29 protein-coding genes and 1 tRNA gene are annotated in these 23,790 nt (G+C 71.8%); 19 read left to right on the top strand and 11 right to left on the bottom strand.

The annotated features are described in order from the left end of the window. Positions 1-80 precede the first annotated feature (80 nt). The 3 genes from N798_RS10865 to N798_RS10855 are packed head-to-tail and all read left to right on the top strand — an operon-like array spanning position 81 to position 2,410. Entirely contained in the window at positions 81-869 is a 789-nt protein-coding gene (locus tag N798_RS10865; protein ID WP_035948392.1) for a sulfite exporter TauE/SafE family protein, read from the top strand. After that, the gene (locus N798_RS10860) at positions 866-1,588 is read left to right on the top strand and encodes a sulfite exporter TauE/SafE family protein (protein WP_035948389.1); all 723 of its coding nucleotides are present in this window, start codon (positions 866-868) and stop codon (positions 1,586-1,588) included. Before N798_RS10865 ends, N798_RS10860 begins: the two co-directional genes overlap by 4 nt. Positions 1,589-1,597: 9 nt before the next feature. After that, on the top strand, positions 1,598-2,410 hold the full coding sequence (locus tag N798_RS10855) for a TrmH family RNA methyltransferase (RefSeq protein WP_035948387.1): 813 nt from the start codon (positions 1,598-1,600) through the stop codon (positions 2,408-2,410). On the opposite strand, the gene N798_RS10850 is transcribed toward N798_RS10855, so the two are convergent. Genes N798_RS10850 through N798_RS10835 form a run of 4 tightly spaced genes read right to left on the bottom strand, consistent with a single transcriptional unit; the run spans position 2,355 to position 4,624 of the window. Next, complete coding sequence (locus N798_RS10850; RefSeq protein ID WP_035948384.1) at positions 2,355-2,927, bottom strand: hypothetical protein; 573 nt, start codon at positions 2,925-2,927, stop codon at positions 2,355-2,357. The two genes, N798_RS10855 and N798_RS10850, sit on opposite strands and share 56 nt — an antisense overlap. Then, positions 2,924-3,469 (bottom strand): pyridoxamine 5'-phosphate oxidase family protein, encoded by a 546-nt coding sequence (locus tag N798_RS10845; RefSeq protein WP_035948382.1) that lies wholly within the window; start codon positions 3,467-3,469, stop codon positions 2,924-2,926. The genes N798_RS10850 and N798_RS10845 overlap by 4 nt, the downstream gene beginning before the upstream one ends. Before the next feature lie 13 nt (positions 3,470-3,482). Then, complete coding sequence (locus N798_RS10840) at positions 3,483-3,863, bottom strand: DUF3037 domain-containing protein (protein WP_035948380.1); 381 nt, start codon at positions 3,861-3,863, stop codon at positions 3,483-3,485. Beyond that, positions 3,860-4,624: a HipA family kinase gene (locus N798_RS10835; protein ID WP_035948378.1), complete on the bottom strand. Its 765-nt coding sequence runs from the start codon at positions 4,622-4,624 to the stop codon at positions 3,860-3,862. Before N798_RS10835 ends, N798_RS10840 begins: the two co-directional genes overlap by 4 nt. Positions 4,625-4,680: 56 nt before the next feature. Between N798_RS10835 and N798_RS17400 the strand changes: the two genes are divergently transcribed. Then, on the top strand, positions 4,681-6,192 hold the full coding sequence (locus tag N798_RS17400; protein WP_188450332.1) for a serine/threonine-protein kinase: 1,512 nt from the start codon (positions 4,681-4,683) through the stop codon (positions 6,190-6,192). Positions 6,193-6,222: 30 nt separating this feature from the next. Then, a complete protein-coding gene (locus N798_RS10825; protein ID WP_035948376.1) occupies positions 6,223-7,119 on the top strand; it encodes a bile acid:sodium symporter family protein in 897 nt (298 codons plus the stop codon). 39 nt (positions 7,120-7,158) lie between these two features. On the opposite strand, the gene N798_RS10820 is transcribed toward N798_RS10825, so the two are convergent. Next, positions 7,159-7,974 carry a lysyl oxidase family protein gene (locus N798_RS10820; protein ID WP_084100529.1) on the bottom strand — a complete coding sequence of 272 codons (816 nt, stop codon included), beginning with the start codon at positions 7,972-7,974 and terminating at the stop codon, positions 7,159-7,161. A 175-nt stretch (positions 7,975-8,149) separates the two neighbouring features. Next, positions 8,150-8,237: transfer RNA gene (locus N798_RS10815), tRNA-Leu, on the bottom strand. 103 nt (positions 8,238-8,340) lie between these two features. On the opposite strand from N798_RS10815, the gene N798_RS10810 reads away from it, so the two are divergent. After that, a complete protein-coding gene (locus N798_RS10810) occupies positions 8,341-9,669 on the top strand; it encodes a M20/M25/M40 family metallo-hydrolase (RefSeq protein ID WP_035948373.1) in 1,329 nt (442 codons plus the stop codon). A gap of 30 nt (positions 9,670-9,699) precedes the next feature. Here N798_RS10810 and N798_RS10805 read toward each other — a convergent pair whose 3' ends face one another. Continuing rightward, on the bottom strand, positions 9,700-9,885 hold the full coding sequence (locus tag N798_RS10805) for a DUF5703 family protein (RefSeq protein WP_035948400.1): 186 nt from the start codon (positions 9,883-9,885) through the stop codon (positions 9,700-9,702). A gap of 39 nt (positions 9,886-9,924) precedes the next feature. Here N798_RS10805 and N798_RS10800 point away from each other — a divergent pair, with 39 nt between their 5' ends. The 3 genes from N798_RS10800 (at position 9,925) to N798_RS10790 (ending at position 12,310) form a co-directional block, all read left to right on the top strand. After that, positions 9,925-10,296: a hypothetical protein gene (locus tag N798_RS10800; RefSeq protein ID WP_035948370.1), complete on the top strand. Its 372-nt coding sequence runs from the start codon at positions 9,925-9,927 to the stop codon at positions 10,294-10,296. 65 nt (positions 10,297-10,361) lie between these two features. Continuing rightward, positions 10,362-11,435, top strand: coding sequence for an LLM class F420-dependent oxidoreductase (locus N798_RS10795; RefSeq protein ID WP_035948368.1), 1,074 nt, complete (start codon positions 10,362-10,364; stop codon positions 11,433-11,435). Continuing rightward, on the top strand, positions 11,432-12,310 hold the full coding sequence (locus N798_RS10790) for an undecaprenyl-diphosphate phosphatase (protein WP_084100526.1): 879 nt from the start codon (positions 11,432-11,434) through the stop codon (positions 12,308-12,310). Before N798_RS10795 ends, N798_RS10790 begins: the two co-directional genes overlap by 4 nt. Here the strand turns inward: N798_RS10790 and corA are convergent. Next, the gene (gene corA / locus N798_RS10785; RefSeq protein WP_035948366.1) at positions 12,307-13,290 is read right to left on the bottom strand and encodes a magnesium/cobalt transporter CorA; all 984 of its coding nucleotides are present in this window, start codon (positions 13,288-13,290) and stop codon (positions 12,307-12,309) included. The two genes, N798_RS10790 and corA, sit on opposite strands and share 4 nt — an antisense overlap. A gap of 29 nt (positions 13,291-13,319) precedes the next feature. Between corA and N798_RS10780 the strand changes: the two genes are divergently transcribed. Genes N798_RS10780 through mshC form a run of 8 tightly spaced genes read left to right on the top strand, consistent with a single transcriptional unit; the run spans position 13,320 to position 19,141 of the window. Further along, positions 13,320-14,012 (top strand): MSMEG_4193 family putative phosphomutase, encoded by a 693-nt coding sequence (locus N798_RS10780; RefSeq protein WP_035948396.1) that lies wholly within the window; start codon positions 13,320-13,322, stop codon positions 14,010-14,012. Positions 14,013-14,052: 40 nt separating this feature from the next. Beyond that, the gene (locus tag N798_RS10775; protein WP_035948364.1) at positions 14,053-14,745 is read left to right on the top strand and encodes an energy-coupling factor ABC transporter permease; all 693 of its coding nucleotides are present in this window, start codon (positions 14,053-14,055) and stop codon (positions 14,743-14,745) included. Then, a complete protein-coding gene (locus tag N798_RS10770; protein WP_035948360.1) occupies positions 14,742-15,068 on the top strand; it encodes a PDGLE domain-containing protein in 327 nt (108 codons plus the stop codon). Before N798_RS10775 ends, N798_RS10770 begins: the two co-directional genes overlap by 4 nt. Before the next feature lies 1 nt (position 15,069). Beyond that, the gene (gene cbiQ / locus N798_RS10765) at positions 15,070-15,831 is read left to right on the top strand and encodes a cobalt ECF transporter T component CbiQ (RefSeq protein ID WP_035948358.1); all 762 of its coding nucleotides are present in this window, start codon (positions 15,070-15,072) and stop codon (positions 15,829-15,831) included. Continuing rightward, positions 15,828-16,559 carry an energy-coupling factor ABC transporter ATP-binding protein gene (locus tag N798_RS10760; RefSeq protein WP_035948356.1) on the top strand — a complete coding sequence of 244 codons (732 nt, stop codon included), beginning with the start codon at positions 15,828-15,830 and terminating at the stop codon, positions 16,557-16,559. Before cbiQ ends, N798_RS10760 begins: the two co-directional genes overlap by 4 nt. 9 nt (positions 16,560-16,568) lie before the next feature. Then, entirely contained in the window at positions 16,569-17,078 is a 510-nt protein-coding gene (locus N798_RS10755; RefSeq protein WP_035948354.1) for a DUF3090 domain-containing protein, read from the top strand. A 4-nt stretch (positions 17,079-17,082) separates the two neighbouring features. Beyond that, positions 17,083-17,874, top strand: a complete 792-nt coding sequence (locus N798_RS10750) for an SCO1664 family protein (RefSeq protein ID WP_035948352.1) — start codon at positions 17,083-17,085, stop codon at positions 17,872-17,874. 22 nt (positions 17,875-17,896) lie between these two features. Further along, positions 17,897-19,141: a cysteine--1-D-myo-inosityl 2-amino-2-deoxy-alpha-D-glucopyranoside ligase gene (mshC, locus tag N798_RS10745; protein ID WP_035948350.1), complete on the top strand. Its 1,245-nt coding sequence runs from the start codon at positions 17,897-17,899 to the stop codon at positions 19,139-19,141. 39 nt (positions 19,142-19,180) lie between these two features. On the opposite strand, the gene N798_RS10740 is transcribed toward mshC, so the two are convergent. After that, positions 19,181-20,026 (bottom strand): PAC2 family protein, encoded by an 846-nt coding sequence (locus N798_RS10740; RefSeq protein ID WP_035948347.1) that lies wholly within the window; start codon positions 20,024-20,026, stop codon positions 19,181-19,183. 48 nt (positions 20,027-20,074) lie between these two features. Between N798_RS10740 and N798_RS10735 the strand changes: the two genes are divergently transcribed. Continuing rightward, positions 20,075-20,782, top strand: a complete 708-nt coding sequence (locus N798_RS10735; RefSeq protein WP_035948345.1) for an HAD family hydrolase — start codon at positions 20,075-20,077, stop codon at positions 20,780-20,782. Here the strand turns inward: N798_RS10735 and N798_RS10730 are convergent. Both N798_RS10730 and N798_RS10725 read right to left on the bottom strand, forming a co-directional pair. Further along, positions 20,711-21,556 (bottom strand): RecB family exonuclease, encoded by an 846-nt coding sequence (locus N798_RS10730; RefSeq protein ID WP_035948344.1) that lies wholly within the window; start codon positions 21,554-21,556, stop codon positions 20,711-20,713. The genes N798_RS10735 and N798_RS10730 overlap by 72 nt on opposite strands. A gap of 275 nt (positions 21,557-21,831) precedes the next feature. Beyond that, positions 21,832-23,091, bottom strand: a complete 1,260-nt coding sequence (locus N798_RS10725; protein WP_035948342.1) for an MFS transporter — start codon at positions 23,089-23,091, stop codon at positions 21,832-21,834. Between the two features lie 151 nt (positions 23,092-23,242). Here N798_RS10725 and N798_RS10720 point away from each other — a divergent pair, with 151 nt between their 5' ends. After that, positions 23,243-23,752, top strand: a complete 510-nt coding sequence (locus N798_RS10720; protein ID WP_035948340.1) for a MarR family winged helix-turn-helix transcriptional regulator — start codon at positions 23,243-23,245, stop codon at positions 23,750-23,752. Positions 23,753-23,790 lie beyond the last annotated feature (38 nt).

Here is a 23,790-nt window from a genome sequence, read left to right as displayed (position 1 = left end):
GGACCACGCCACGCCGCCGGCCCGCCAGCAGCCGCCGCTGACGCCGCCGGCCGACGCGGTCCCGCCGCGCGAGAGCTGAGGTGGGCCTCGCCGAGGCCGCGCTCATCCTCCTCGCCGGCGTCGCCGCCGGCACGATCAACACGGTCGTGGGGTCGGGCACGCTCGTGACCTTCCCGACGCTGCTGTTCTTCGGCTACGCGCCGGTCACCGCCAACGTCTCCAACACCGTCGGGCTCATCGCCGGCGGCCTCACGGGCTCGTGGGGCTACCGGCACGAGCTCGGAGGCATGCGGCCGACACTCCTGCGGTGGATGCCGATGTCCCTGCTCGGCGGGGTCACCGGCGCCCTCCTGCTCCTCGTCCTCGACCCGGACGCCTTCAGGGCGATCGTGCCCGTCCTCATCGGGCTGGGCGTGCTCCTCGTCGCGCTCGGGCCGCGCATCACGGCGTGGAGCGCAGCCCGGCGGGGCGAGGAGGCCTCGACCGCGCTCGGCGAGCACTCGCGGCGGCGGGCGCTGGTCCTGTCGTTCCTCGTCCTCGCGACCGCGGTCTACGGCGGCTACTTCGGCGCCGCCCAGGGCGTCATCCTCATGGGCGTGCTCACGACCCTCACGAGCGAGTCGCTGCAGAGCCTCAACGCCATCAAGAACGTGCTCTCGACGATCGTCAACGCGGTCGCGGCCCTGACGTTCGTGCTCGTCGCCCCCGAGCAGGTCGACTGGCGCGTGGCCGGGCTCATCGCGGTCGGCTCGCTCGTCGGAGGGGTCGTCGGCAGCCGCGTCGGGCGCCGGCTGCCGCCGAACGTCCTGCGCGCGGTCATCATCGTCATCGGCGTCGTCGCGATCGCCCGCATGGTCCTCGCCCCGTGATCTCCTGGTGGGTCCTGCTGGGCCTCGGCCTGGCGGTCTTCGTCGGTGCGCTCGTCCAGTCGATGATCGGGTTCGGCATGGCCGTCGTCGCCGTGCCCTTCATCGTCGTCGCGGCGCCCGACCTCATGCCCGGCGCGGTCCTCGTCACGAGCTTCACCCTCCCGGTCGTTCAGCTCGCCCACGCGCCACTCGACATCGCCTGGCGTGAGCTGGGCTGGGCCCTCCTCGCCCGGCTGGTGACGACACCCCTGGGCGTCGTGGCCGTGGCGCTGCTGTCGACACGGGTCATCTCGGTCGCTGTCGCGGTGCTCATCCTCGTCACGGTCGCGACATCGCTCACGACCATCGAGGTCCGGATGAACGCCCGCAACGCGGTCGCCGCGGGCGCCATCGCCGGGGTGTCCGGCACGGCGACGAGCATCGGCGGGCCCTTCCTCGCGCTCGTTCTCCAGCACGAGCGGCCGGAGCGGATCCGGTCCACGCTCGCCGTCTTCTTCCTCCTCGGCGCCGTCATGGCAATCGGCTCGCTCGGGCTCGCGGGGGAGTTCACCCGTGAGCAGCTCGTCGCCGGGCTCGTGTGGCTCCCCTTCATCGGAGCCGGGTATGCCGTCGCGTCACCCCTGCGGCACCGTCTCGACGGCGAGCGGCTCCGGCGGTGGGTCCTCACCTTCTGCGTCGTCGCGGGAGTCAGCCTCCTCGTCCGCGCCCTCGTCTTCTAGCCTCTCAGGGTGCCGACCCGGATCACTGACCCCGACGACCCTCGAGTCCACGACTACGTCGGGCTCACCGACGTCGCGCTCCGGAGGCGGAGCGAGCCCGAGAGGGGGCTCTACATCGCCGAGTCCGAGAAGGTCATCCGCCGGGCGTTCGCCGCCGGTCACCGGCCCCGCTCCCTCCTCATGGCCGAGAGGTGGCTCACCGACCTCGGTGACCTCGTCTCGCAGGCGGAGGCGGACGGCATACCGGTCCTCGTCGCGGACCACGAGGTCATCGAGGGGTTCACGGGGTTCCACCTCCACCGGGGCGCGCTGGCGTCGATGCAGCGCCCGGAGCTGCGTCCGGTCGCCGAGGTCGTCGCCGATGCGCGGCGGGTGCTCGTCATCGAGGACGTCGTCGACCACACGAACGTCGGTGCCGTCTTCCGCAGCGCCGCCGCCCTCGGCATGGACGCCGTGCTCGTCACGCCGAGGTGTGCCGACCCGCTCTACCGACGGGCGATCCGGGTGTCGATGGGCACGGTGTTCCAGGTGCCGTGGACACGCATCGACCCCTGGCCCGGCGGGATGGACACGTTGCGGGAGAGCGGCTTCACCGTCGCGGCGCTGGCCCTGTCGGACGACGCGGTGGGCCTCGAGGAGCTCGCCGCCGACCCGCCTGAGCGGCTGGCCCTCGTCCTCGGCACCGAGGGTGACGGGCTGGGCCGGCGCACGGTCGAGGGTGCCGACGTCGTCGTCACGATCCCCATGGCCGGGGGAGTGGACTCGCTCAACGTGGCTGCGGCCGGCGCCGTCGCCGCCTGGGCACTGCGTCATCCTCGGTGACCGGAGCTCGAGGGATATTCGCGAGCCAGAAGCGGACGATGGTCGCCAACCGGTCGTCGGCGGGAGGCCACTCGCTGAACACCTGGCGACCCAGGTTGCCGACCGCGGACGCGGGCAGTTGTTCCCAGTCGCCGGCTCTCAGCATCGGCTTGTTCCGGTCGAGGTACCGAGGGTGCGGGTCGGTCGCCACCTCCCACGTAGCCGCGGGAACGGCAGTGGTGACGACGCCGATCACGTAGGAGATGACGCCATCCAGGAGCTGGAGCGATGCCTCGTCGAGTCTCTCGTGCTCCCCGACACCCAGCCTCGACCACGAGGGCTGCCGTCCGCTGGGTCCGAGCCGGAGCCTCGCCTTGACCCAGGCCCACAGGGGCTCGAGGCTCTCGACCGACCCGTCGAGGTCGACGGCGTCGTTCACGGTGGCCTGGAGGTGCTGCAGAGCCGGGGACCGCTCGCGCAGGAACTCCTCGAGGGCGGCTGCCGCCTGCTGCTCGTCGGGGTCGGCATACGTGGTCATGTCTGATGGATGGGCGAGGCGCCCTCCGCCAGCGGTCGCCAGGTCTGTCGTGGGCAGAAGCCGCTGCGGCGCAGCCAGTGCTCCGTGTAGAGCATGCGGTGCGGGGTGATGATCGTGAGCGGGTCCGTGGGAGGCGCGTCGAGACCGAGCCCACGCTCGACGTGGTCGGACTGCCAGCGCATCGCCTCCCAGTAGTCCCCGGCCTGGGGGTCGTCGCGCTCGAGTGTGCGTGCGGTCCCGAACACCTGCAGTCCGCGGCTGCTCGCCTGCCCGACGAGTGGAGCCACGATGCCGGCCGAGACGCGTGGGTCGCGTCGCAGGTTGCGCGACTTCGCCGACGCGTTCCAGCTCGTCCAGAAGATCTCGAAGCCGAGGCTGGAGTAGCGCACCGGTGTCGCGGCCGGACTCCCGTCAGGCATCACGGTGGCGACGACGGCAAGGTTGTGGCTCGACAGCAGGTTGAGGATGCGCTCCTCCAGCTGCTCCCGCGGCAGGACGGCATCCGGGGCAGGGCCGGTCAGCCACGGGTTCGTCAACGGCATACGACGTCGGTGGTCAGCGGACGAGTCGGTCGAGCAGGGCCTGCAGCTCGGCCTCGGGGTCCTCGGCGGTGCCACCGTGCACACCCGACGGCTGGATCACGGTGCTGCGCGGAGCGGTGAGCCACCCGAAGCGCCTCCCGGGCGTCGACAGTGTCGGACGCCCACCTCCGCCAGTGCCGGCACACACGTCGTCGACGACGGCGAGCGACGCCCGGACCGCCTCGACGTCCACGCCCGGGGCGAAGGCGAGGAGCCGGTCCTCGTCGACGTGGCACGCGGCCCGGAGGAAGCCGGCCGACTGCGAGTAGAGGACGACGCCGACGTTGAGGCACTCACCGCGGTCGACGCGAGGGACACAGCGCAGCACGACGTACTGGTAGGGGTGACCGCTCATGCCCCTGCCTCCCACCAGGCACCGGCGTTCTCGAGCCGTCGGGTGAGGTGCTCCACGTAGGCCGCGCGCACCGCGTCCGCGTCGTCGAGTCCCGGAGCGGTCTCGAGCCACTCCTCGGGGACGAGCCCGACGACGTCGGCGATCGCCTCCGGCGTCAGGGCGGCGACAGCCCTCGAGTGTGCTGCACCCGCGTCGCCGGCGACGTCGCCGAGCACGTGCTGCGACGCGTCGAACGGCTGCGCGGCGAAGCGTGCGGCGTCAGCGCCGCGGCTGGGCCACGAGTGGTGGAACCAGATCGCCGCGCCGTGGTCGATCGCCCAGACCTGCCGGTGCCACACGAGGAGGTTGGGGTTGGACCACGTGCGGTCGACGTTGGCGGTGAAGGCGTCGAGCCAGACGATGTCGGCGGCCTCCTCGGCGGACGGCGGGCGGGAGCCGTCGTAGCCGAAGGAGCCGGGCAGGAAGTCGACCGCGAGGTTCGTTCCGGGGCTCGCGTTCAGGAGATCCTGGACCTCCTCGTCGGCCTCGTAGCGCGCGATCGCCGTCGGCATGTCGATGACCGCCATCTCCGGGACGCGGATGCCGAGGCGCCGGGCGAGCTCGCCGACGACCACCTCGGCGACGAGGACCTTGAGCCCCTGGCCCGCGCCGCGGAACTTGACGACGTAGGTGCCGTCGTCCGAGCCCTCGACGATGCCGGGGAGGGACCCGCCCTCGCGCAGCGGGGTGACGAACCGCGTCGCGGTGATGTGGGGCAGCACGGACCCAGCCTATGGGAGGCACTAGTGTCGACGGAGCGCCCCACGCGAGGAGAAGGATGACCCAGACGCAGGGACGGCTGCTCGGCGGCCGTTATCGACTCGGAGCCCCTCTGGGGAGGGGTGGCATGGCCGTCGTCTGGCGTGCCCAGGACGAGATGCTCGGCCGCGAGGTCGCGGTGAAGACGCTCGACCTCACCGGTCCCGACAGCGACAACGCGGGGGAGCGGTTCCGCCGAGAGGCCCGGGCCACGGCCGCGCTCAACCACCCCCACATCGTCACGGTCTACGACACCGGGGTCGAGGAGCACACGGCATACCTCGTCATGGAGCTCCTGCCGGGGCCGACCCTCGCCGAGCAGGTGCGCGACTCCGGGCCCTTCGCGGTCGAGGAGGTCCGGATCATCGGCGAGGAGGTCGCGAGTGCGCTCCAGGCCGCCCACGACGCGGGCATCGTCCACCGCGACATCAAGCCGGGCAACATCGCCTACGCCGCCGACGGCACCGCCAAGGTTCTCGACTTCGGCATCACCCAGCTCGTCGACGAGGCGCTCGGCCACGGCCACCAGCTGACGATGACCGACACGATCGTCGGCACCGCCGAGTACCTCGCGCCCGAGCAGGCCACCGGCCAGCGGGTCGACGCCCGGGCCGACCTCTATGCCCTCGGCTGCGTCCTCACGACGCTGCTCACCGGCACGCCGCCGTTCTCGGCGCCGACGCCCGTCGCCATCCTCATGAAGCACGCCCACGAGGTCCCACCCGACGTGCGCGACCTGCGTCCCGACGCACCCCCGGATCTCGCCGGGCTCATCGCGGGCCTGCTCGCCAAGGACCCCGCCCACCGGCCCCAGTCCGGCCGGGAGGTGGCCGAGCTGCTGCGTGCCCACCGGGCGCCGGCGCTCACCGAGGTGCTCCCGGCGGCCGCCGGCGGCGTTGCGCCCCCGACCGTCGCGCCACCACCGGAGCCGACTGAGGAGAGGTGGGTCGAGCCGGCATACAGGCGGGACCTCGAGCCCGAGCGACGCGAGTCGCGAGCGTGGGTCTGGCTGCTGCTGCTCGCCCTCGCACTCGCTGCCACCGGCCTGTGGTACCTCCTGCAGGGCAGGGACGACGGCGGCGCCGAGACGCCCTCGACGACGCCGACCGTGTCCCAGACCTCCGAGGCACCGTCGGAGACGCCGACGCCGACGCCCACGCCCGAGACGCAGACCCCCAACCCGACGGTGACGATCACGACGACGCCCACGCCGTCCGCCACCCCCACGACTCCGGCCGACACGGGCGCGGCCGTGAGTGCTGCGGTCGCCGACTTCCAGTCGAGCCTGCGCGACGCGCGGCAGAGCGGCGACATCGAGGCGGACGTGGCCGGGACCATCTCGGACAAGCTGCGCGACATCGACGCCAAGGTGCGCGACGAGGACGCTCCTGCGGTGTCCTCGCTCGTGGACGACATCGAGAAGGAGCTGAGCCAGGCGGCGGAGGACGGCAAGCTCACCCAGCCGGGCGCCGCGGCCCTCGCCGAACCGTTCGACAGACTGCGCCAGGCGGCTGACGCGTACCAGCCCTGACCCGAAGCGCCGGGCGGTACCCTCCGGCGCATGGATTCCGCGCTTCTCACGATCGGGCTGCCGATCCCGCTCGCCGTCATCATGTTCGGGCTCGGCCTCTCGCTCACCACCGCCGACTTCCGGCGCGTCAAGCAGAATCCCCGGGCCGTGACGACGACGCTCGTCTGCCAGCTGCTCGTGCTCCCCGTCATCGCGTTCGGCCTCGTCGAGCTCTTCGGCCTCGCGCCGCTGCTCGCGGTCGGCTTCATGATCCTCGCGGCGTCGCCCGGCGGCACCACCGCCAACCTCTACAGCTACCTCTTCCGCGGCGACGTGGCGCTCAACATCACGCTCACCGCGATCAACTCGATCATCGCCGTCGTCTCACTCCCGCTCGTCACCAACTGGGCGATCGGCCACTTCGTCGACGAGGGGGAGCGGGTCGGCCTGCAGCTCGACAAGCTGCTGCAGGTCTTCGCGATCGTCCTGGTCCCCGTCGTCATCGGCATGCTCGTCCGCCGACGCTCACCCGAGTTCGCCGACCGCATGGACCGGCCGGTCCGCACCGCGTCGGCAGTCATGCTCGTCCTCGTCGTCCTCGCCGCCATGTGGACCGAGCGCGAGAACATCTCGGACTACCTCGCCGAGGTCGGACTCATCGCGGCGATCTTCTGCATCCTGTCGCTGTCGATCGGCTATGCCGTCCCGCGCCGCCTCGGTCTTTCCGAGGACCAGGCCGTGGCGAGCGGCTTCGAGATCGGGATCCACAACAGCACGCTCGCCATCGCCATGGCCATCACGGTCCTCGGCAACGCGCAGATGTCGATCCCGGCCGCGGTCTACGGCGTCCTCATGTTCCCGATCGCGGGCATCTTCGGGATGATCGTGCGCAACCGGAAGGTCCTCGTCGCGGAGCGGTCCCGGGATCGCGCGTCCGAGCGCGGCTGAGCGCGGCTGAGCGCGGCTGAGCGCGGCCGGACAGGGTCGTCAGGGGTTGCCGCCGAAGCCGCAGATGACCTGTGGGACGCACGGTGAGGAGTCGAGCACCGTGACCTCGGGGTTGGCTCCCTTGCGGGAGAGGCGGAACCGCACCCAAGTGAAGTTGTTGTCCTCGTTGCTCTCGAGCCAGTGGTCGTCGGGGTCGGCGAGGTGCGTGAGGTAGTACGTGCCGGCCGGCAGGCCGGTGACGTCGAGCTCCTGGAGTGGAGTCGACTGGTGGTAGCTGTCGGCCCAGCCCGAGGCCAGGCCCTGGAGGTCGCCGTTGCACTCCCAGTAGGTCCGCGGCTGCTCCTTCTTGAGCGAGCCCGTCGCGCCGGTGAACTCCACGTCGACGAAGCAGAAGGTGATCTTGGCGCCGTCGACGAGGCTCGGCCCGTCGAGGGCCGAGCGCACGGCGAACTCGGCCACGGTCGACTGGTGCCAGTGGTTGTGCTCCGGGTGGAACACGGCGACGCCGGCCGGTCGGGTCTGCACGACGTCACCCTGCGCGTCGAGGATCTCCTGCGTGGCGACGGTGCACTGCGGGTAGCTCTCGCCGTCGATCTCGCACGGCTCGACCTGGCCGCCGCCGCGGACTTGCAGGTTGCCCACGCCGATGTTGATGTGCACGGTCGTGAAACGAAGCCACTCTCGCTGCTGGGTGTTCTGGACCTGGAGGTGCGAGGGCACCTCCTCGACGACGTCGGGAAGGAGCCCGACTCCCGTCGCACCCGGTCCGTCGGCTGCGGCACCACCCGGCACACCGAGAAGAACGGCGGTCGCCGCGGCTGCCGCGGTCACCGCCAGGAGTGCTCGTCGCGCCATGGCTCCTCCTCACGGGCGGCCCCGGTCGGCAGCGACCCGGTTCGGACTCTCCCGCCGGGTGTGGTGGACGGTCAATGACCCGAACGGGCCCCGGCTCGGCGACCACAGCCGACGATGGCGACCTGCGGAACGAGGAACGCCCCGAGCTCCTGACCTGCAGGAACTCGGGGCGTCGTGGTGTCCGAGGGGGGACTTGAACCCCCACCCTCTATACGAGGACTAGCACCTCAAGCTAGCGCGTCTGCCAATTCCGCCACCCGGACGAGGTGTCTGCAAGCCCCGGTGGGGCGGTGCCTGCAACGAGCGGGAACTTTACACGGCATACCGGCCCGAGCGAAATCGACCCCTCGGCCTAGTCTGGAAACCATGACGGAGACGACGAAGAGCCGCCCCGAGGACGAGGTCGTCGGCATCTGCCGCGACCTCATCCGCATCGACACGTCGAACTACGGCGACGGCTCCGGACCGGGGGAGAGGGAGGCCGCCGAGCACGTCGACCGCCTCCTGCGCGAGGTGGGTCTCGACCCCGAGACCGTCGAGTCCCAGCCCGGGCGCACCTCGGTCGTCGTCCGGATCCCGGGTGCCGACCGGACGCGCGGCGCCCTCTGCATCCACGGCCACCTCGACGTCGTGCCGGCCAACGCCGAGGACTGGTCGGTCGACCCCTTCGCGGCCGTCGAGAAGGACGGCTGCATCTGGGGGCGCGGGGCCGTCGACATGAAGGACATGGACGCGATGATCCTCGCGTGCGTGCGCCACATCGCCCGTGAGGGCATCGTGCCGCCGCGCGACCTCGTCGTCGCGTTCTTCGCCGACGAGGAGGCCGGGGGAGTGCACGGCTCGCACCACCTCGTCGAGCACCGACCGGACCTCTTCGAGGGCGTCACCGAGGCGATCAGCGAGGTCGGCGGCTACAGCGTCACCGTCCCCACGGCGGACGGCGGCGAGAAGCGCGCCTACCTGCTCCAGACCGCGGAGAAGGGCATCGCCTGGATCCGGCTCACCGCGCACGGCCGTGCCGGCCACGGCTCGGTGCCCAACGACGAGAACCCGATCGCCCGGCTCGCCGAGGCGCTGAGCCGGCTCGCAGCCCACAAGTGGCCGCGCGAGTTCATCCCGTCGGTCCGCACCCTGCTCGACGGGCTGAGTGAGATCACCGGCGTCGCCTACTCGGACGAGGACATCGACGAGCTGCTCGACCACCTCGGCGGAGCACAGGGGTTCGTGCGAGGCACCCTCCAGGACACGAGCAACGTGACCATGCTCGACGCCGGCTACAAGCACAACGTCATCCCACAGCACGCCCACGCCAACGTCGACTGCCGCTTCCTGCCCGGGCACGAGGACGACCTCATGCGGACGATCCGCGAGCTCGTCGGCGAGCACGTCGAGGTCGAGGTTCTCCACCGCGACATCGCGCTCGACGCGCCCTTCGAGGGAGCCCTGGTCGACGCCATGGTCGAGGCCCTGCGCGCCGAGGACCCCGAGGCCGAAGTGCTGCCGTACTGCCTCTCCGGCGGCACCGACAACAAGGCACTGTCGCTGCTGGGAATCACCGGCTACGGCTTCGCGCCGCTGCGCCTGCCCGCCGACCTCGACTTCGCGCCGATGTTCCACGGCATCGACGAGCGCGTCCCGACCGAGTCGCTGCGCTTCGGCACGCGCGTGCTCCAGCGGCTCATCGAGACCTGCTGAGGGGTTCGACCGACGCCGGCCGGGCGGAGCTCAGGAGGCGCGCGGGACGCGGATGATCTTGCGCCGCAACCAGGTTCGCGTCGTCCCACCCATGTAGATGCGGGTCCGGTGCAGTTCCCAGTGGCCGTACTCGGCCTGCTCGGTGAGGGCGCGACGGATGTCGGCGCGCCTCGTCCCGCGGCCGAAGACGAGGACCCGGTACTCGTACTCCACCATCACCACATTGTGGGGCACGAGTCCGATAGCGTCTGTCACATGAGCGCCGACCCGCGTGCCGCCCTGTCCTCCCTCGTCACCGCCTTCGAGCGGCACCTCGAGGCGTGCTCGGGCCGCCGGGGTGAGGACGACCCCACCGTGGCCGCGGCGTACGACGACCTCCTCGATGCCTTCGAGGTCTACGACAACGCGCTCTACGAGGCCTTCGGCGAGATGACGCCGCTCGACGTCTACACCGGCGACGACACCGACGAGGACGAGGACGCGCGCGACGACCTCGACGACGACGAGGACCTCGACGAGGACGACGACGACGATGACGGCGTCTACGCCGGGCTCGACGACGAGGAGTACGACGAGTCCGACGATGACTCGGACGACGACTCGGACGAGGACGACGACGCCCGCTGACCCTACGGATCTCCACCGTTCCCCTCGGTGACGGCGGACGACCTCGCGCCGACTACGGTTGGCGCATGCGACTCGCGGTGAACCTCGGCTACATGGGGCTGTCCTCGAGCCAGGACATGCTCGCCCTGGCCGCCGAGGCCGATCGGCTGGGCTACGACTCCGCGTGGGTCGCCGAGGCCTACGGCAGCGACGCCGTGACGTTCCTGTCGTGGATCGGCGCCCGCACCGAGCACATCGGGCTCGGCTCCGCGGTCATGCAGATCCCCGCCCGCACCCCGGCGATGACGGCGATGACGGCCGCGACGCTCGACCACCTCTCCGGCGGACGCTTCCGCCTCGGGCTCGGTGTCTCCGGACCACAGGTGAGCGAGGGCTGGCACGGCGTCCGCTTCGGCAAGCCGCTGGCCCGCACGCGCGAGTACGTCGAGATCGTGCGTCGCGCCCTCGCGCGCGAGCGCGTGGAGTATGCCGGGGAGCACTTCACGCTGCCGCTTCCGGACGGTCCCGGCAAGGCCCTCAAGCTGACGATCGCGCCGACCCAGAAGCACGTGCCGGTCTACCTCGCAGCCGTCGGCCCCAAGAACCTCGAGCTCGCCGGCGAGATCGCCGACGGGTGGCTCGCGATCTTCTTCTCGCCCGAGCACTCCGGCGACATCCTCGGGTCGATCGCCACCGGGCGGCGTGCCGCGGGCAAGGGCACCGAGGACGACCCGATGGCCGGGTTCGACATCGTGCCGACCGTGCCGGTCGTCGTCACCGATGACGTCGAGGCGGGCGCGCAGGCCGTCGCGGCCTACTCGGCCCTCTACATCGGCGGCATGGGCTCGCGGGAGAAGAACTTCTACAACCAGCTCGCCTGCCGGATGGGCTTCGAGGAGGAGGCGGCCCGGGTCCAGGAGCTCTTCCTCGCCGGGCAGCACCGCGACGCGGCGGCCGCGGTCCCGGTCGAGTTCATCGACGCCACCGCCCTCATCGGCCCGCCCGAGCGCATCCGCAGCCGCGTCGGCCGCTACGCCGAGGCCGGCGTCACCACCCTGGGCGTCTCGCCCTTCGCCCTCACCGTCGAGGAGCGGCTCTCCACCCTGCGCGTCATGTCCGAGCTCGTCCCGTCCCACGCCGAGGAAGTCCCCACACCGTGATCGTTGCCGACCCCGCCGTCGAGCTCAGCTACTTCCAGTCCGTCGTCCTCGGCATCGTCGAGGGCCTCACCGAGTACCTCCCCGTCTCGTCCACGGGCCACCTCACGATCGCCGAGAAGCTCCTCGGCATGCCGGTCGACGCACCGGCCGTGACGGCATACACGGCACTGATCCAGATCGGGGCCATCCTCGCGACGTTCACGTACTTCGGGAAGAAGATCCTCCGTCTCTTCCTCGCCTGGGTCGCCGGCCTGCGCAGCGCGGAGGCGCGAAGGGAGCACGACTACCAGCTCGCGTGGGCGGTCATCGTCGGGTCGCTGCCCGTCGTCGTCACCGCCCTGCTGCTCAAGGACCTCATCTCGGGCCCGCTGCGCAGCCTCTGGGTCGTCGCGGCCGCGCTCATCCTCTGGAGCGCCGTGATGTGGGTCGCCGAGCGTCGCCACGACGTGCTCGAGGCCGCGGGGGACCAGCGTGGCGAGGACGCACTGACGATCAAGGACGGCCTCGTCATCGGTCTCGTCCAGTGCTTCTCGCTCGTCCCCGGCGTCTCGCGGTCCGGCGCGACGATCTCGGCGGGGCTCATGCGCGGCATCGACCGCGTCACCTCGACCGAGCTCTCCTTCTTCCTCGCGATCCCCGCCCTCACCGGCGCCGGCATCTACGAGACCCTCGACAACGTCGACGCGCTCAAGGCGCTCGGCGTCGGGCCGATCCTCACCGGCATGGTCGTCGCCTTCGTCGTCGCCTACGCCTCGATCGCGTGGCTGCTGAGGTTCGTCCAGAGCAACTCGCTCATCTCGTTCATCGCCTACCGCGTCGTGCTCGGTGCGGTGATGTTCCTCGCGCTCGGCGCGGGCTGGCTCAGCGCGACCTAGAGCCAGCTCACCTTCTTGAAGGTGGCGTAGAGCCCGACGCACACGGTGGCCATGAGGCCGAGCACGAGGAAGTAGCCGTAGTGCCAGTGCAGCTCGGGCATGTTGTCGAAGTTCATGCCGTAGATCCCGGCGATCATCGTCGGCACGGCGGCGATCGCGACCCAGGCCGAGATCCTGCGCATGTCCGCGTTCTGCTGGACCGAGATCTTTGCGAGGTTGGCGCTGAGGACGTCGCTGAGGAGTCGGTCGTAGGACTCGACGCGGTCGGCGACGAAGTGCAGGTGGTCGTCGACGTCGCGGAAGAGCAGTCGCAGCTCGTCGTGGGGGAGCGCCGTGCGCGGGCTGGTGTGGAGCATCCTCAGCGGAGCGATGAGCGGCGTGATCGCGCGGCGGAACTCGAGCACCTCCCGCTTGAGGCGGTAGATGGCATCGGAGGAGACGAGCCCCTCGGAGAAGACCGCCTCCTCGATCTCGTCGATGTCGCGGGCGAGCTCGACGTCGATCTCGCGGTACTGGTCGACGACCCGGTCCATGATCGCGTGCAGCGCCGACATCGGGCCGAGGGCGAGCTTCTCGCGGTCCGCCTCGAGCTCGCGGCGCACACCGGCCAGCGGTGACAGCTCGCCGCGGCGGATCGTGAGGACGAAGTGCTCGCCGACGTGGACCATGAGCTCGCCGGTCTCGACGTCGGAGGTGGCCTCGATGTAGCTGAGGGTCTTGAGCACGACGAACACCGCGCGACCGTAGGACTCGATCTTGGCGCGCTGGCGGCCCTTGACGGCGTCCTCGATGGCGAGAGGGTGCAGTCCGAGCCCGAGCTCCTCGTTGACCTCCTCGAGCTCGTCCATCGTCGGGTCCTTGAGGCCGATCCAGATGAAGTCGGTCTCCGAGCCGGTCTGCCGGATGGCCTCGAGCTCGTCGCTGAGGTCGCCGCACGCGTCACGGCGTCCGCTCCGATAGAGCGCCTTGTCGATGATCACGCGCGCAATTGTTGCCTACAGTGGGCGCCGTGGCTCTGCTCCTGCTCGTCCGACACGGGCACTCGACGGCGAACGCCGACGCCGTCCTCGCCGGCTGGACCGAGGGCGTCGCCCTCACGGACCGAGGACGAGACGACGTCCAGCGCGTCGCCGACCGTCTCGCCGACCTCGACGTGGCCCGGCTCGTCACGAGCCCGCTCCAACGGTGTCGCGAGACCGCCGCGCTGCTCCTGCCCGGGGCGAGGGCCGAGGTCGTCGAGGACCTGGGGGAGTGCCGCTACGGCGCGTGGACGGGACGACGGCTCGCCGACCTCACCTCCGAGCCCCTGTGGCGCACGGTCCAGGACGACCCTGCCTCGGCCCGCTTCCCTGAGAGCGACGCCTACGCCTCGGAGTCGCTCGCCGAGATGGCCGAGCGGACGGTCGCGGCGATCCGGCGGATCGACGACGAGGTCACGCAGGAGCGCGGGCCCGACGCGGTGTGGGTCGCGGTGAGCCACGGCGACCCCATCAAGGCGGTCATCGCCGACGCCGTGGGCGCCGGTCTCGGCGGCCTCCAGCGCGTGCACGTCGACCCCGCGTCGGTGTCGGTGATCCGCCGCACCGGCGACCGGACGATGGTGCTCGCGACGAACTCGTCCGGGGAGGCCATCCGGGGCGCCGCCTCCCGCCCGGCGACCGTGCCCCCGGGCGACGCCACCGTCGGCGGAGGCACCGGCTAGAGTCCTTGTTGCAAACACTTGGCAACAAGGAAGGCGCGACATGCACGTCCCCGACGGGTTCCTCGACGCCCCCACGTCGCTCGCCACGGCCGCCGTGGCCGCGGGTGCCGTGGGCCTGGCGCTCAACCGGGCCCGACGCGAGCTCGACGACCGCACCGCCCCGCTGGCCGGTCTCGTCGCCGTCTTCGTCTTCGCCGCCCAGATGCTCAACTTCCCCGTGGGCGCCGGCACGTCCGGCCACCTCCTCGGCGGCGCCCTCGCCGCGGTCCTCGTGGGTCCGTGGACGGCGACGCTCTGCCTCACCGTCGTGCTCGCCGTCCAGAGCCTTCTCTTCGCCGACGGTGGCATCACCGCGCTCGGCACCAACGTCGTCCTCATGGCGGTGGTCGGGGTCTGGACCGGCTGGCTCGTCTTCGTCGGCCTGCGCCGCCTCGTGCGCCCGACCGGGGTGGGCGTCGTGCCCGCCCTCGCCGGGGTCGCTGCCGTGGTCTCCGTCCCGGTCGCGGCGCTCACGTTCACGGCCCTGTATGCCGTCGGCGGGCACGCGCCGATCCCGCTCGCCGAGCTCACCGCGGCGATGCTGGGCTGGCACACCCTCATCGGCCTCGGAGAGGGAGCGATCACCTGCCTCGCCGTCGGCAGCATCATCGCCACCCGGCCCGACCTCGTGCACGGCGCGCGTGACCTCGCGGCCCGCCACGAGCTCGAGATCCGCACAGGAGCCCCCGCATGAGCACGCCCGCCCCCCGCGCCCGCGTGTCGACCGCGCGCCTCGTCGTCGCCGGCCTCGTCGTCTGCGCCCTCCTCGCCGGTGTGGTCTCGGCCTGGGCCTCGGGTCACCCCGACGGCCTCGAGCACGTCGCCGAGACCCTGGGCTTTCTCGACTCGGCCACCGAGCACGGCACCGCCGGATCGCCCTTCGCCGACTACGGCACCTCCGGCGTCGAGAGCCCACGACTGTCGGGCGGGCTCGCCGGGCTCGTCGGCGTCGTCGTCGTGGCGGTCATCGCCTTCGGGCTCATGCACCTGTTGCGTCGCCGCGGTTCCGACGACTGACGTGGGCTCCGGTCACGGGTCGCACCTCCACGTCGAGGGCGACTCGCCAGTGCACCGGCTCCCGGCGCACACCAAGCTCGTCGGCCTCGTCGTCTTCGTCCTCCTCGTCGTCGCGCTGCCGCGCGAGGCGCACCTGTTGCGCCTGACGATGCTCCTGGTGGCGCTCGGGGTCGTCGCCGCGACCCGCGTCCCGGCGCGTCACGTCCTCGGCCGGCTCGTCGTCGAGGTGCCCTTCGTCGTCTTCGCCCTGCTGCTGCCGTTCATCGCCACCGGCCCACGTCGGACGCTCGGCCCCCTCACCGTCTCGCGGGACGGCCTCGACGCCGGCCTGGCCCTGCTCGTCACGGCCACGACGAGTGTGCTCATGGCCATCGCCTTCGCGACGACGACGTCGAGCCGGGACCTCGTCCGCGCCCTCCAGCACCTGCGCGTGCCGGACCGCCTCGTCCAGATCCTCGCCTTCATGGTCAGATACCTCGGTGTCGTCGGATCGCAGGCCCAGCGGATGAAGGTCGCCCGGGACTCGCGCGCCTTCCGCCCCCGTTCCCTCGGCTCGTGGCCGGTCCTCGCGTCGAGCGCCGGATCGCTCTTCATCCGCAGCTACGAGCGCGGCGAACGCGTCCACCTCGCGATGCTGTCGCGCGGCTACTCCGGTCGCATGCCGGTGACGGACCCCCTGCGCGCCGACGCCGCCGACTGGGCGCGTGCGCTCCTGCCCGCCGTGGTCGCGACCGTTACCCTCGTCGTCGGGTATGCCGGATGAGCACCCCCGTCCTCGACGTCCGGGGCCTCGCGTTCGCCTACCCTGACGGCCACCAGGCCCTCTTCGGCGTCGACCTCCACGTGCACCGCGGGGAGCGGGTCGCCCTGCTCGGACCCAACGGTGCCGGCAAGACGACGCTCGTCCTCCACCTCAACGGCATCCTCGAGGCGGGCGCCGGCTCGGTGTCGGTGTCCGGCCTGCCCGTCAGGCGCGAGAACCTCCTCGAGGTCCGCCGTCGGGTCGGCATCGTCTTCCAGGACCCGGACGACCAGCTCTTCATGCCGACGGTGCGCGACGACGTCGCCTTCGGTCCCGCCAACCTCGGCCTGCGCGGTGACGAGCTCGACGCCCGGGTCGACCGCGCGCTGGTCGCCGTGGGGATGCAGGACCTCGCCGGACGCGCCCCGCACCACCTCTCCTTCGGACAGCGGCGGCGCGTGGCCATCGCCACGGTCCTCGCGATGGAGCCAGAGATCCTCGTCCTCGACGAACCGTCATCGAACCTCGACCCGGCCTCGCGCCGGGAGCTCGTCGAGCTCGTCGAGTCGCTCGAGGTCACCGTGCTCATGGTCACCCACGACCTGCCCCTCGCCCTGCAGCTCTGCGAGCGTGCCGTCGTGCTCTCCGACGGGGTCGTCGCCGCCGACGGTGGCACCAAGGACCTGCTGGGCGACGCCGACCTGCTGCGGACCCACCGCCTCGAGATGCCCTGGGGCTTCTCGGGTTAGTCTGCGCGCATGGCGTTCAGTGACTTCGACCCGCCGGAGCGGTTCGTCGCCGGCACCGTCGGTCCACCCGGAGGCCGCACCTTCTTCCTCCAGGCGCGTGGCCAGGGCCGGCTCGTGTCCGTGTCCATCGAGAAGGTCCAGGTCGGCATCCTCGCCGACCGCATCGTCGACCTCCTCGACTCCGTCGGCGGCCCGGAGGGCTCGGACGCCGTCGCCGAGCACCACGTCGACACCGAGGCCCTCGAGACGCCCATCGAGGACGAGTTCCGGGTCGACACCGTGAGCCTCGCGTGGGACGAGGACCGCTCGGCCGTCGTCATCGAGTGCCATGACCGCGACCCCGAGGAGGAGTCTCCCTCGGACAGCGTGCGGGTCGTCCTCGACGCCACCACGGCGCGCGCCTTCGCCCGCCGCTGCCAGGCGATCGTCGCCGCCGGTCGACCTCCCTGCCCCTTCTGCGGGCAGCCCCTCGACGCCGAGGGGCACATCTGCCCCCGGGCCAACGGCTACAAGCGCTAGGGCCGTGGCCGCCGACGTCGAGCACCTGCTCGCCGAGGGCGAGGTCGAGCTCCTGGGCCGGATCGTCGACTCGTCCAACGGCGCCGTCCTCGTGCGCGTCAGCCTCGACGGAGAGTCCCGGCTCGCCATCCACAAGCCGGTCGCCCTCGAGCGGCCGCTCTGGGACTACCCCGACGGCACCCTCGCGGGACGGGAGCGGGCGGCATACGTCGTCAGCGAGGCCGGGCGCTTCGGGGTCGTCCCCACGACCGTCCTGCATGACGGGCCCTGGGGGACCGCGTCGACGCAGGAGTGGATGGGCCGACCGGACGTCGCGCCCGACCTCGTCGTCGACGTCCTCGCTCCCGACGCCGTGCCCGATGGCTGGCGCGAGGTGCTGAGGGGGGAGACGCCCGACGGTGAGGAGGTCGTCGTCGCCCACGCAGACGACGCCCGCCTGCGCACGGCAGCGGTCTTCGACGCGCTCATCAACAACTCCGACCGCAAGGGCGGCCACCTGCTCGTCGTCGGGGGCGGGCTGTGGGGCGTCGACCACGGTGTGAGTCTCGGGGTCGAACCGAAGCTGCGCACGGTCCTGTGGGGCTGGGCTGGGGAGCCGTGCGACCCCGCGGACCTCGAGCGGGTGGAGCGCGTGCGGGAGGCCCTCGCCGAGGGCACCCTGCGTGCCGAGCTCACCGAGCACCTCACCGCCGACGAGGTCGACGCGCTGCGGCGGCGGGCCGAGCGACTGCTCGCCACCGGGCTCCACCCGCTGCCGACCCCGGGCTGGCCGGCCATCCCGTGGCCGGCGATGTGAGCGGCCGCCGTAGGCTTCCCCCGTGATCTCGTGGCCCACCCCGTTCCTGCCCGCCATTCCCGGACACGGAGAGCCGCTCCGGCTCCACGACACGAGCTCGGGGGAGCTGCGCGAGGTCACTCCCGGGCCGGTGGCCCGCCTCTACGTCTGCGGCATCACCCCCTACGACGCCACCCACCTGGGCCACGCCGCGACCTATGTCGCCTTCGACCTCGTCGGCCGGGTCCTGCGCGACAACGGACACGACGTGCACTACACGCAGAACGTCACCGACGTCGACGACCCGCTGCTCGAGCGGGCCGAGCGTGACGGCATCGACTGGCGCGACCTCGCGGCCGCCGAGGGCGACCTCTTCCGCGAGGACATGACCGCCCTCCAGGTCATCCCGCCGCAGGACTACGTCGGCGTCGTCGAGGCGATGCCGACCATCGCGGCCCTCGTGCGGCGCACGGTCGAGAGCGGGACGGCATACGAGGTGGCGTCCGACGAGGCGACCGGACCGGACCTCTACGTCGACCTCGCGCAGGTGCGCGACTTCGGCTCGGTCTCCGGCTGGACGAGGGAGCAGATGCTCGAGGTCTTCGCCGAGCGCGGCGGCGACCCCGACCGCCCGGGCAAGCGCGACGCGCTCGACCCGCTGCTCTGGCGCGCGGCCCGCGAGGGCGAGCCGTCGTGGGAGTTCGAGGGGCTGCCCGCGGGGCGCCCGGGCTGGCACGTCGAGTGCACGGCCATCGCGCTCGACCGCCTCGGTGTGCCGATGGACGTCAACGGCGGCGGGTCGGACCTCATCTTCCCGCACCACGAGATGACGGTGGCGCAGGCGAGCGCGGTCGGTGTCCACGACTACGCCGCCATCCACGCCCACGCCGGCATGGTCGGGCTCGACGGGCACAAGATGAGCAAGTCCCGCGGCAACCTCGTGCTCGTCTCCCGGCTGCGGGAGGACGGCGTGGACCCGATGGCGATCCGGCTCGTCCTCCTCGCCCAGCACTACCGCAGCGACTGGGACTACACCGACGAGCTGCTGCGCGCCGCGCAGGCCCGGCTCGCACGCTGGCGTGAGGCCCTCTCGGTCAACGCCGCCGGGTCGTCCGACCACGCCGTGGCGGCAGTGCGGGCGGCGCTGGCCGACGACCTCGACGCGCCGGCCGCCCTCGCCGCGGTCGACGCGTGGGTCGACCACACCCTGACCTTGGGGGGTGACGACGCCGGGGCGCCGGGCGTGCTCGCGCGCGCCCTCGACGCCCTCCTCGGCGTCCGCGTCTGAGGCCGTGCCGGCAGCTCGGCCGGCAGCTCGGCCGGCGGCTCAGTCCTCGGTGCCGCGCTTGCGGAGGTAGCGCTCGAACTCCTTGGCGATGGCGTCGCCGCTCGCCTCGGGGAGCTCGGCGGTGTCCTGCGCGTCCTCGAGCGACTCGACGTACTCGGCCACCTCGGCGTCCTCGGACGCGAGTGCGTCGAGCCCGTTCTCCCAGGCGCGGGCGTCCTCGTCGAGGCTGCCGTGCTGGATCGGCGCGTCGAGCAGGTCCTCGAGGCACGACACGATGGCGCGGGTCGCCTTGGGGGAGGGCGTGTGGTGGGCGTAGTGCGGCACGGCGGCCCAGATCGAGATCGAGCTGACCCCGACCTGCACCGCGGCGTCGGCGAGGACGCCGACGATGCCGGTGGGGCCCTCATACGTGCTCGACTCGATGTCGTGACGGTGGCGCGTGTCCTCGTTGTCGGACGTGGCCGTCACCTGGATCGGCCGGGTGTGCGCAACGTCGGCGAGCAGGGCGCCCAGCGTGATGACGGTCGTGACGTCGGTGGCCTGAGCGAGCTCCATGAGCTCGATCGCGAAGGCGCGCCAGCGGAAGGACGGCTCGACGCCCTGGACGAGGACGACGTCGCGGCCGATGGGCGTGTCGGTCGCGACGAGGACGCGCGTCGTCCGCCAGCTGATCCGCCGGCGGCCGTTCTCGACGACGACCCGCGGCCGGTTGACCTGGAAGTCGTAGTAGTCCTCGGGGTCGAGCGCGGCGACCGGCTCGGCACCCCACAGCTCGGCGAGGTGCTCGATGACACCGGTCGCCGCCTCGCCGGCGTCGTTCCAGCCCTCGAAGGCCGCAATCATCACGGCGTTCTCCAGGTCGGGCAGGTCGTCGAGCTCGATCAACGCATCCTCCTCGTGGGTACGCCTCCACCCTATTCGTAGACTCCACGCATGACGTTGCCTGCCGCAGTTCTCTGGGACATGGACGGGACCCTCGTCGACACCGAGCCCTACTGGATCGCGGCCGAGCACGCCATCGTCGAGGAGCACGGGGGCGTGTGGTCCGACGAGTTCGCCCACCAGCTCGTCGGCAACGACCTCATGGTGAGCGCCGAGTTCATCCGCGACAACTCCCCGATCACGTGGGAGCCGGAGCGGATCATCGAGGAGCTCCTCGTCAGGGTGACCGCGCAGGTCCGCGAGCACGTCCCGTGGCGTCCGGGTGCTCGTGAGCTCCTCGCCGCGCTGCTCGAGGCGGGCGTGCCGAACGCACTCGTGACGATGTCGTGGCGCTCGCTCGCGGGTGCGGTCGTCGAGGCACTGCCGGATGACACGTTCGCCGCGGTCGTCACCGGCGACGAGGTCGAGCACGGCAAGCCGCACCCGGAGCCCTATCACGCGGCCGCGAGGATGCTCGGGGTCGACGCCCGCGACTGCATCGCGATCGAGGACTCGCCGACAGGCGTCCGCTCGGCCGTCGCCGCGGGTGTCCCGACGATCGCCGTGCCGCACGTCGTGCCGGTGCCGGTCACGCGCGGGGCGGTCCAGCTGCCGAGCCTGCGTGGGCTGGCCCCGGACGACCTCGTGTCAGTCGTCGCCGACGAGCGCCTCGCCCGTGACGCTCGGGTCGAGGACGAGACGTCCGGCGTCGGCGGGTAGCGGCGGGGGAGTGCCGCCCCACTCGGGGCACAGCTCCTTGAAGTCGCACCAGTCGCACAGCCGGGACGTGCGCGGGCGCCAGTCGCCGGTCTCGCTGGCGCGGACGATCGCCTCCCACACGGCGCGGACGTTGCGCTCGAGACCGAGAAGGTCGTGCTCGTCGGGCTCGTAGCGGACGATCTCGCCGTTGCCGAGGTAGACGAGCTGGAGCTGCTTGGGGATGACCCCACGCTGGCGCCAGAGCACGAGCGCGTAGAACTTCATCTGGAAGAGCGCCTTGCCCTCGAACGCCTCGCGCGGCGAACGCCCGGTCTTGTAGTCGACGACCCGCATCGCGCCGTCGGGAGCGATGTCGAGACGGTCGACGTAGCCACGCAGCGTCAGGCCCTCCACCTCGGTCTCGACGTAGAGCTCGCGCTCGGCGGGCTCCAACCACTGCGGGTTCTCGAGGGTGAACCAGCGCTCGACGAGCGCGCCGGCGGCGGCGAACCAGCCGTCCTCGTCGAGCGTCTCGTCGTCCTCGATCATCGTCGCGAGCTCGGGGCGCTCCTCGACGAGGCTGGCCCACCGGGGCTGCAGCAGCGAGAGGGCGGCCTCGGGCGTGCGCTCCGCAGCCGGCAGCTCGAAGAGGTGCTCGAGCACCTCGTGGACCAGGGTCCCGCGGGCCGCGGCGGGCGAGGGGGGCCCGTCGAGCTTGTCGATCGTCCGGAACCGGAAGAGCAGCGGGCACTGCTTGAAGTCCGCTGCGCGGCTCGGGGACAGGGCGGGAACCATGGACCACACCGTATGCCGTCCCGCCGACACCCCGACGCACCTCACCGGCCGTGCGCCCTTGCGTCCGGCAGGATGCCGGCCTGGCCACCACAGTGGCGGACACAAGCGTTGGTGAGCGGACGGCATACCCCTTGCGTCCGGCAGGATGCCGGCCTGGCCACCACAGTTGCGGACACAAGCGTTGGTGAGCGGACGGCATACCCCTTGCGTCCGGCAGGATGCCGACCTGGCCACCAGAGTGGCGGACGCAAGCGGCCGTATGCCGTCCGGTCGCCTCAGGCTGCGAGGACCGCCTCGTCGGAACCGGACCGCGCACCGGGGGCCGCCGGCGTGGATGCTCGCCGCATGGCCCCGCGCAGGCGCCACGCGGCATACACGGCGAGGAGGCTGATCGCGAGGTGCAGCCCGAGGAAGCCGTTCGCGAAGCCGGCGCCGAGAAGGGCACCCGCGACGAGCGGGCCGACGGCCGAGAAGGTCGTCTGGAGGGCGCCGAAGATGCCCAGCGTCTGGCCGACCATGCCGGCCGGGGCCAGCGACGCGGTGAGCGGGTTGAGGACGGGGCTGTACATCGTCTCGCCGACGGCGAAGATGCCGAAGGTCGTGACGAACATCGCCGAGGCGACGCCGGGCGCGAACTGGGCCGACGACAGGACGAGCCAGGACAGCACCCAGATCGCGCCGACGGCCATGAGCAGCGTGGGCGCGCTGCGGTGGGCGGTGAGCCGGACGACGAGGACCTGCAGCGCGACGACGACGACCGCGTTGACGGCCGCGGCGGTGCCGATGGCGGCCGTGTCGATGTCGAGCACGGTGAGGCCGTAGGCCGGGAGACCGGACTCGAACTGCGCGTAGAACCCGAGCGCGAGGGTCACGGTGACGACGGCGGTCCAGCGCAGCGCCGGGTTCGCGAAGATGAGGCGCAGCGACTCCCGCGGGCTCGACGGCGCGTGCACGTCGGTGACGAGGTCGGCACCCGGGTGGATGCCCGCACCACGTCCGGCGAGGCCGATGAGGAGCGAGGAGATGACGAACCCGGCGGAGGCCGTGAGGAAGCCGAAGTCGAGACCCTGCGGCTGGCGCAGGTCGACGAGGTGCCCGGCGATGTAGGCGCCGGCCGCCATGCCGAGGGCCTCACCGGTGAACTTGTAGGCGAAGACCTTGCGTCGGTCCGCGCTGTCGACCCAGCGGAGCACGAGGACCTGCTTGGCCGGGACGGCGGCGGTGAGGCCGAGCCCGAAGACGAACATCCCCGCGAGGAAGGCCGAGGGGGAGTCGGCGAGGACGAGGGCGCCCACACCCAGCGCGCCGAGGAGCTGCGCCAGCACGGCGACCGCCACCGGGTCGAACCGGTCGCTCAGCCGTCCCGCGACCGGGGCCGCCACGAGCGCCCCGACCGAGAACAGCGACGATGCGGCGGCCGCGGCCAACGCCCCCCACCCTCGGGTGTCTGCGGCATAGGCGTACTGGAAGGGCAGGACGGCACCCCACCCGAGCATGCCGATGGACGAGGCGAGGACGAGCAGCTTGGCGCGCACGACGAAGTTCCACCTTTCCGGTGTGTGGCAGGAGACAGACCCCGACCGCACCGGACCGGGACCTTCCATCGGCTTCGATGCCGAAGAGTTCGAACCCGAACGTTCGATTTCGAAAGGTTAGCATTCGAAGAACGCGTGCGACAATCGGGATATGCCCCGACGACCGAGGTCCGCAGCGCAGCAGCACCGGGACGCCGTCGCGGCCTACGTCGCCGCTGGTGGCGAGGAGTCCGTGCAGCGCGTCATCACCGCGCTCTACGGCGTGACGAAGAAGCTCGACCAGTGGTACGCCCGCCAGCTCGCCGACCTCGACCTCACCCAGGGGGAGTGGGCCGTCGTCGCCTCGCTCGCCCGTGCCGGGGAGGACTGCCTCACCCCGAGCCAGCTCGCCGAGCTGACGAGCGTCGCGCCCTCGTCGATGACCCACCGTCTCGACAAGATGGTGCAGCGCGGCCTCGTCGCCCGCCGACCGGATGCCGACAACCGCACCCGCACCCTCGTCTCGCTCACCGCCGACGGCTGGGAGCTCTTCACCTCGTCGATCCGTGAGTCAGACGTCGTCGAGAGCGACGTGCTGCGCGGTCTCGACGCCGAGGAGCGCGGTGAGCTCGCCCGCCTCCTCGAGGAGGTCATCGCGCAGCTGGACGACGTCGACGCCTGAGCGCTGACGCAGCCGAGACCCGCACGGACCCCGAGCCG

The sequence above is a fragment of the Knoellia flava TL1 genome (genome assembly GCF_000768675.1).
Classification (GTDB): domain Bacteria; phylum Actinomycetota; class Actinomycetes; order Actinomycetales; family Dermatophilaceae; genus Knoellia; species Knoellia flava.
Note: the sequence above shows the minus strand (reverse complement) of the source record. Positions and strands in the feature narration are given on the sequence as shown.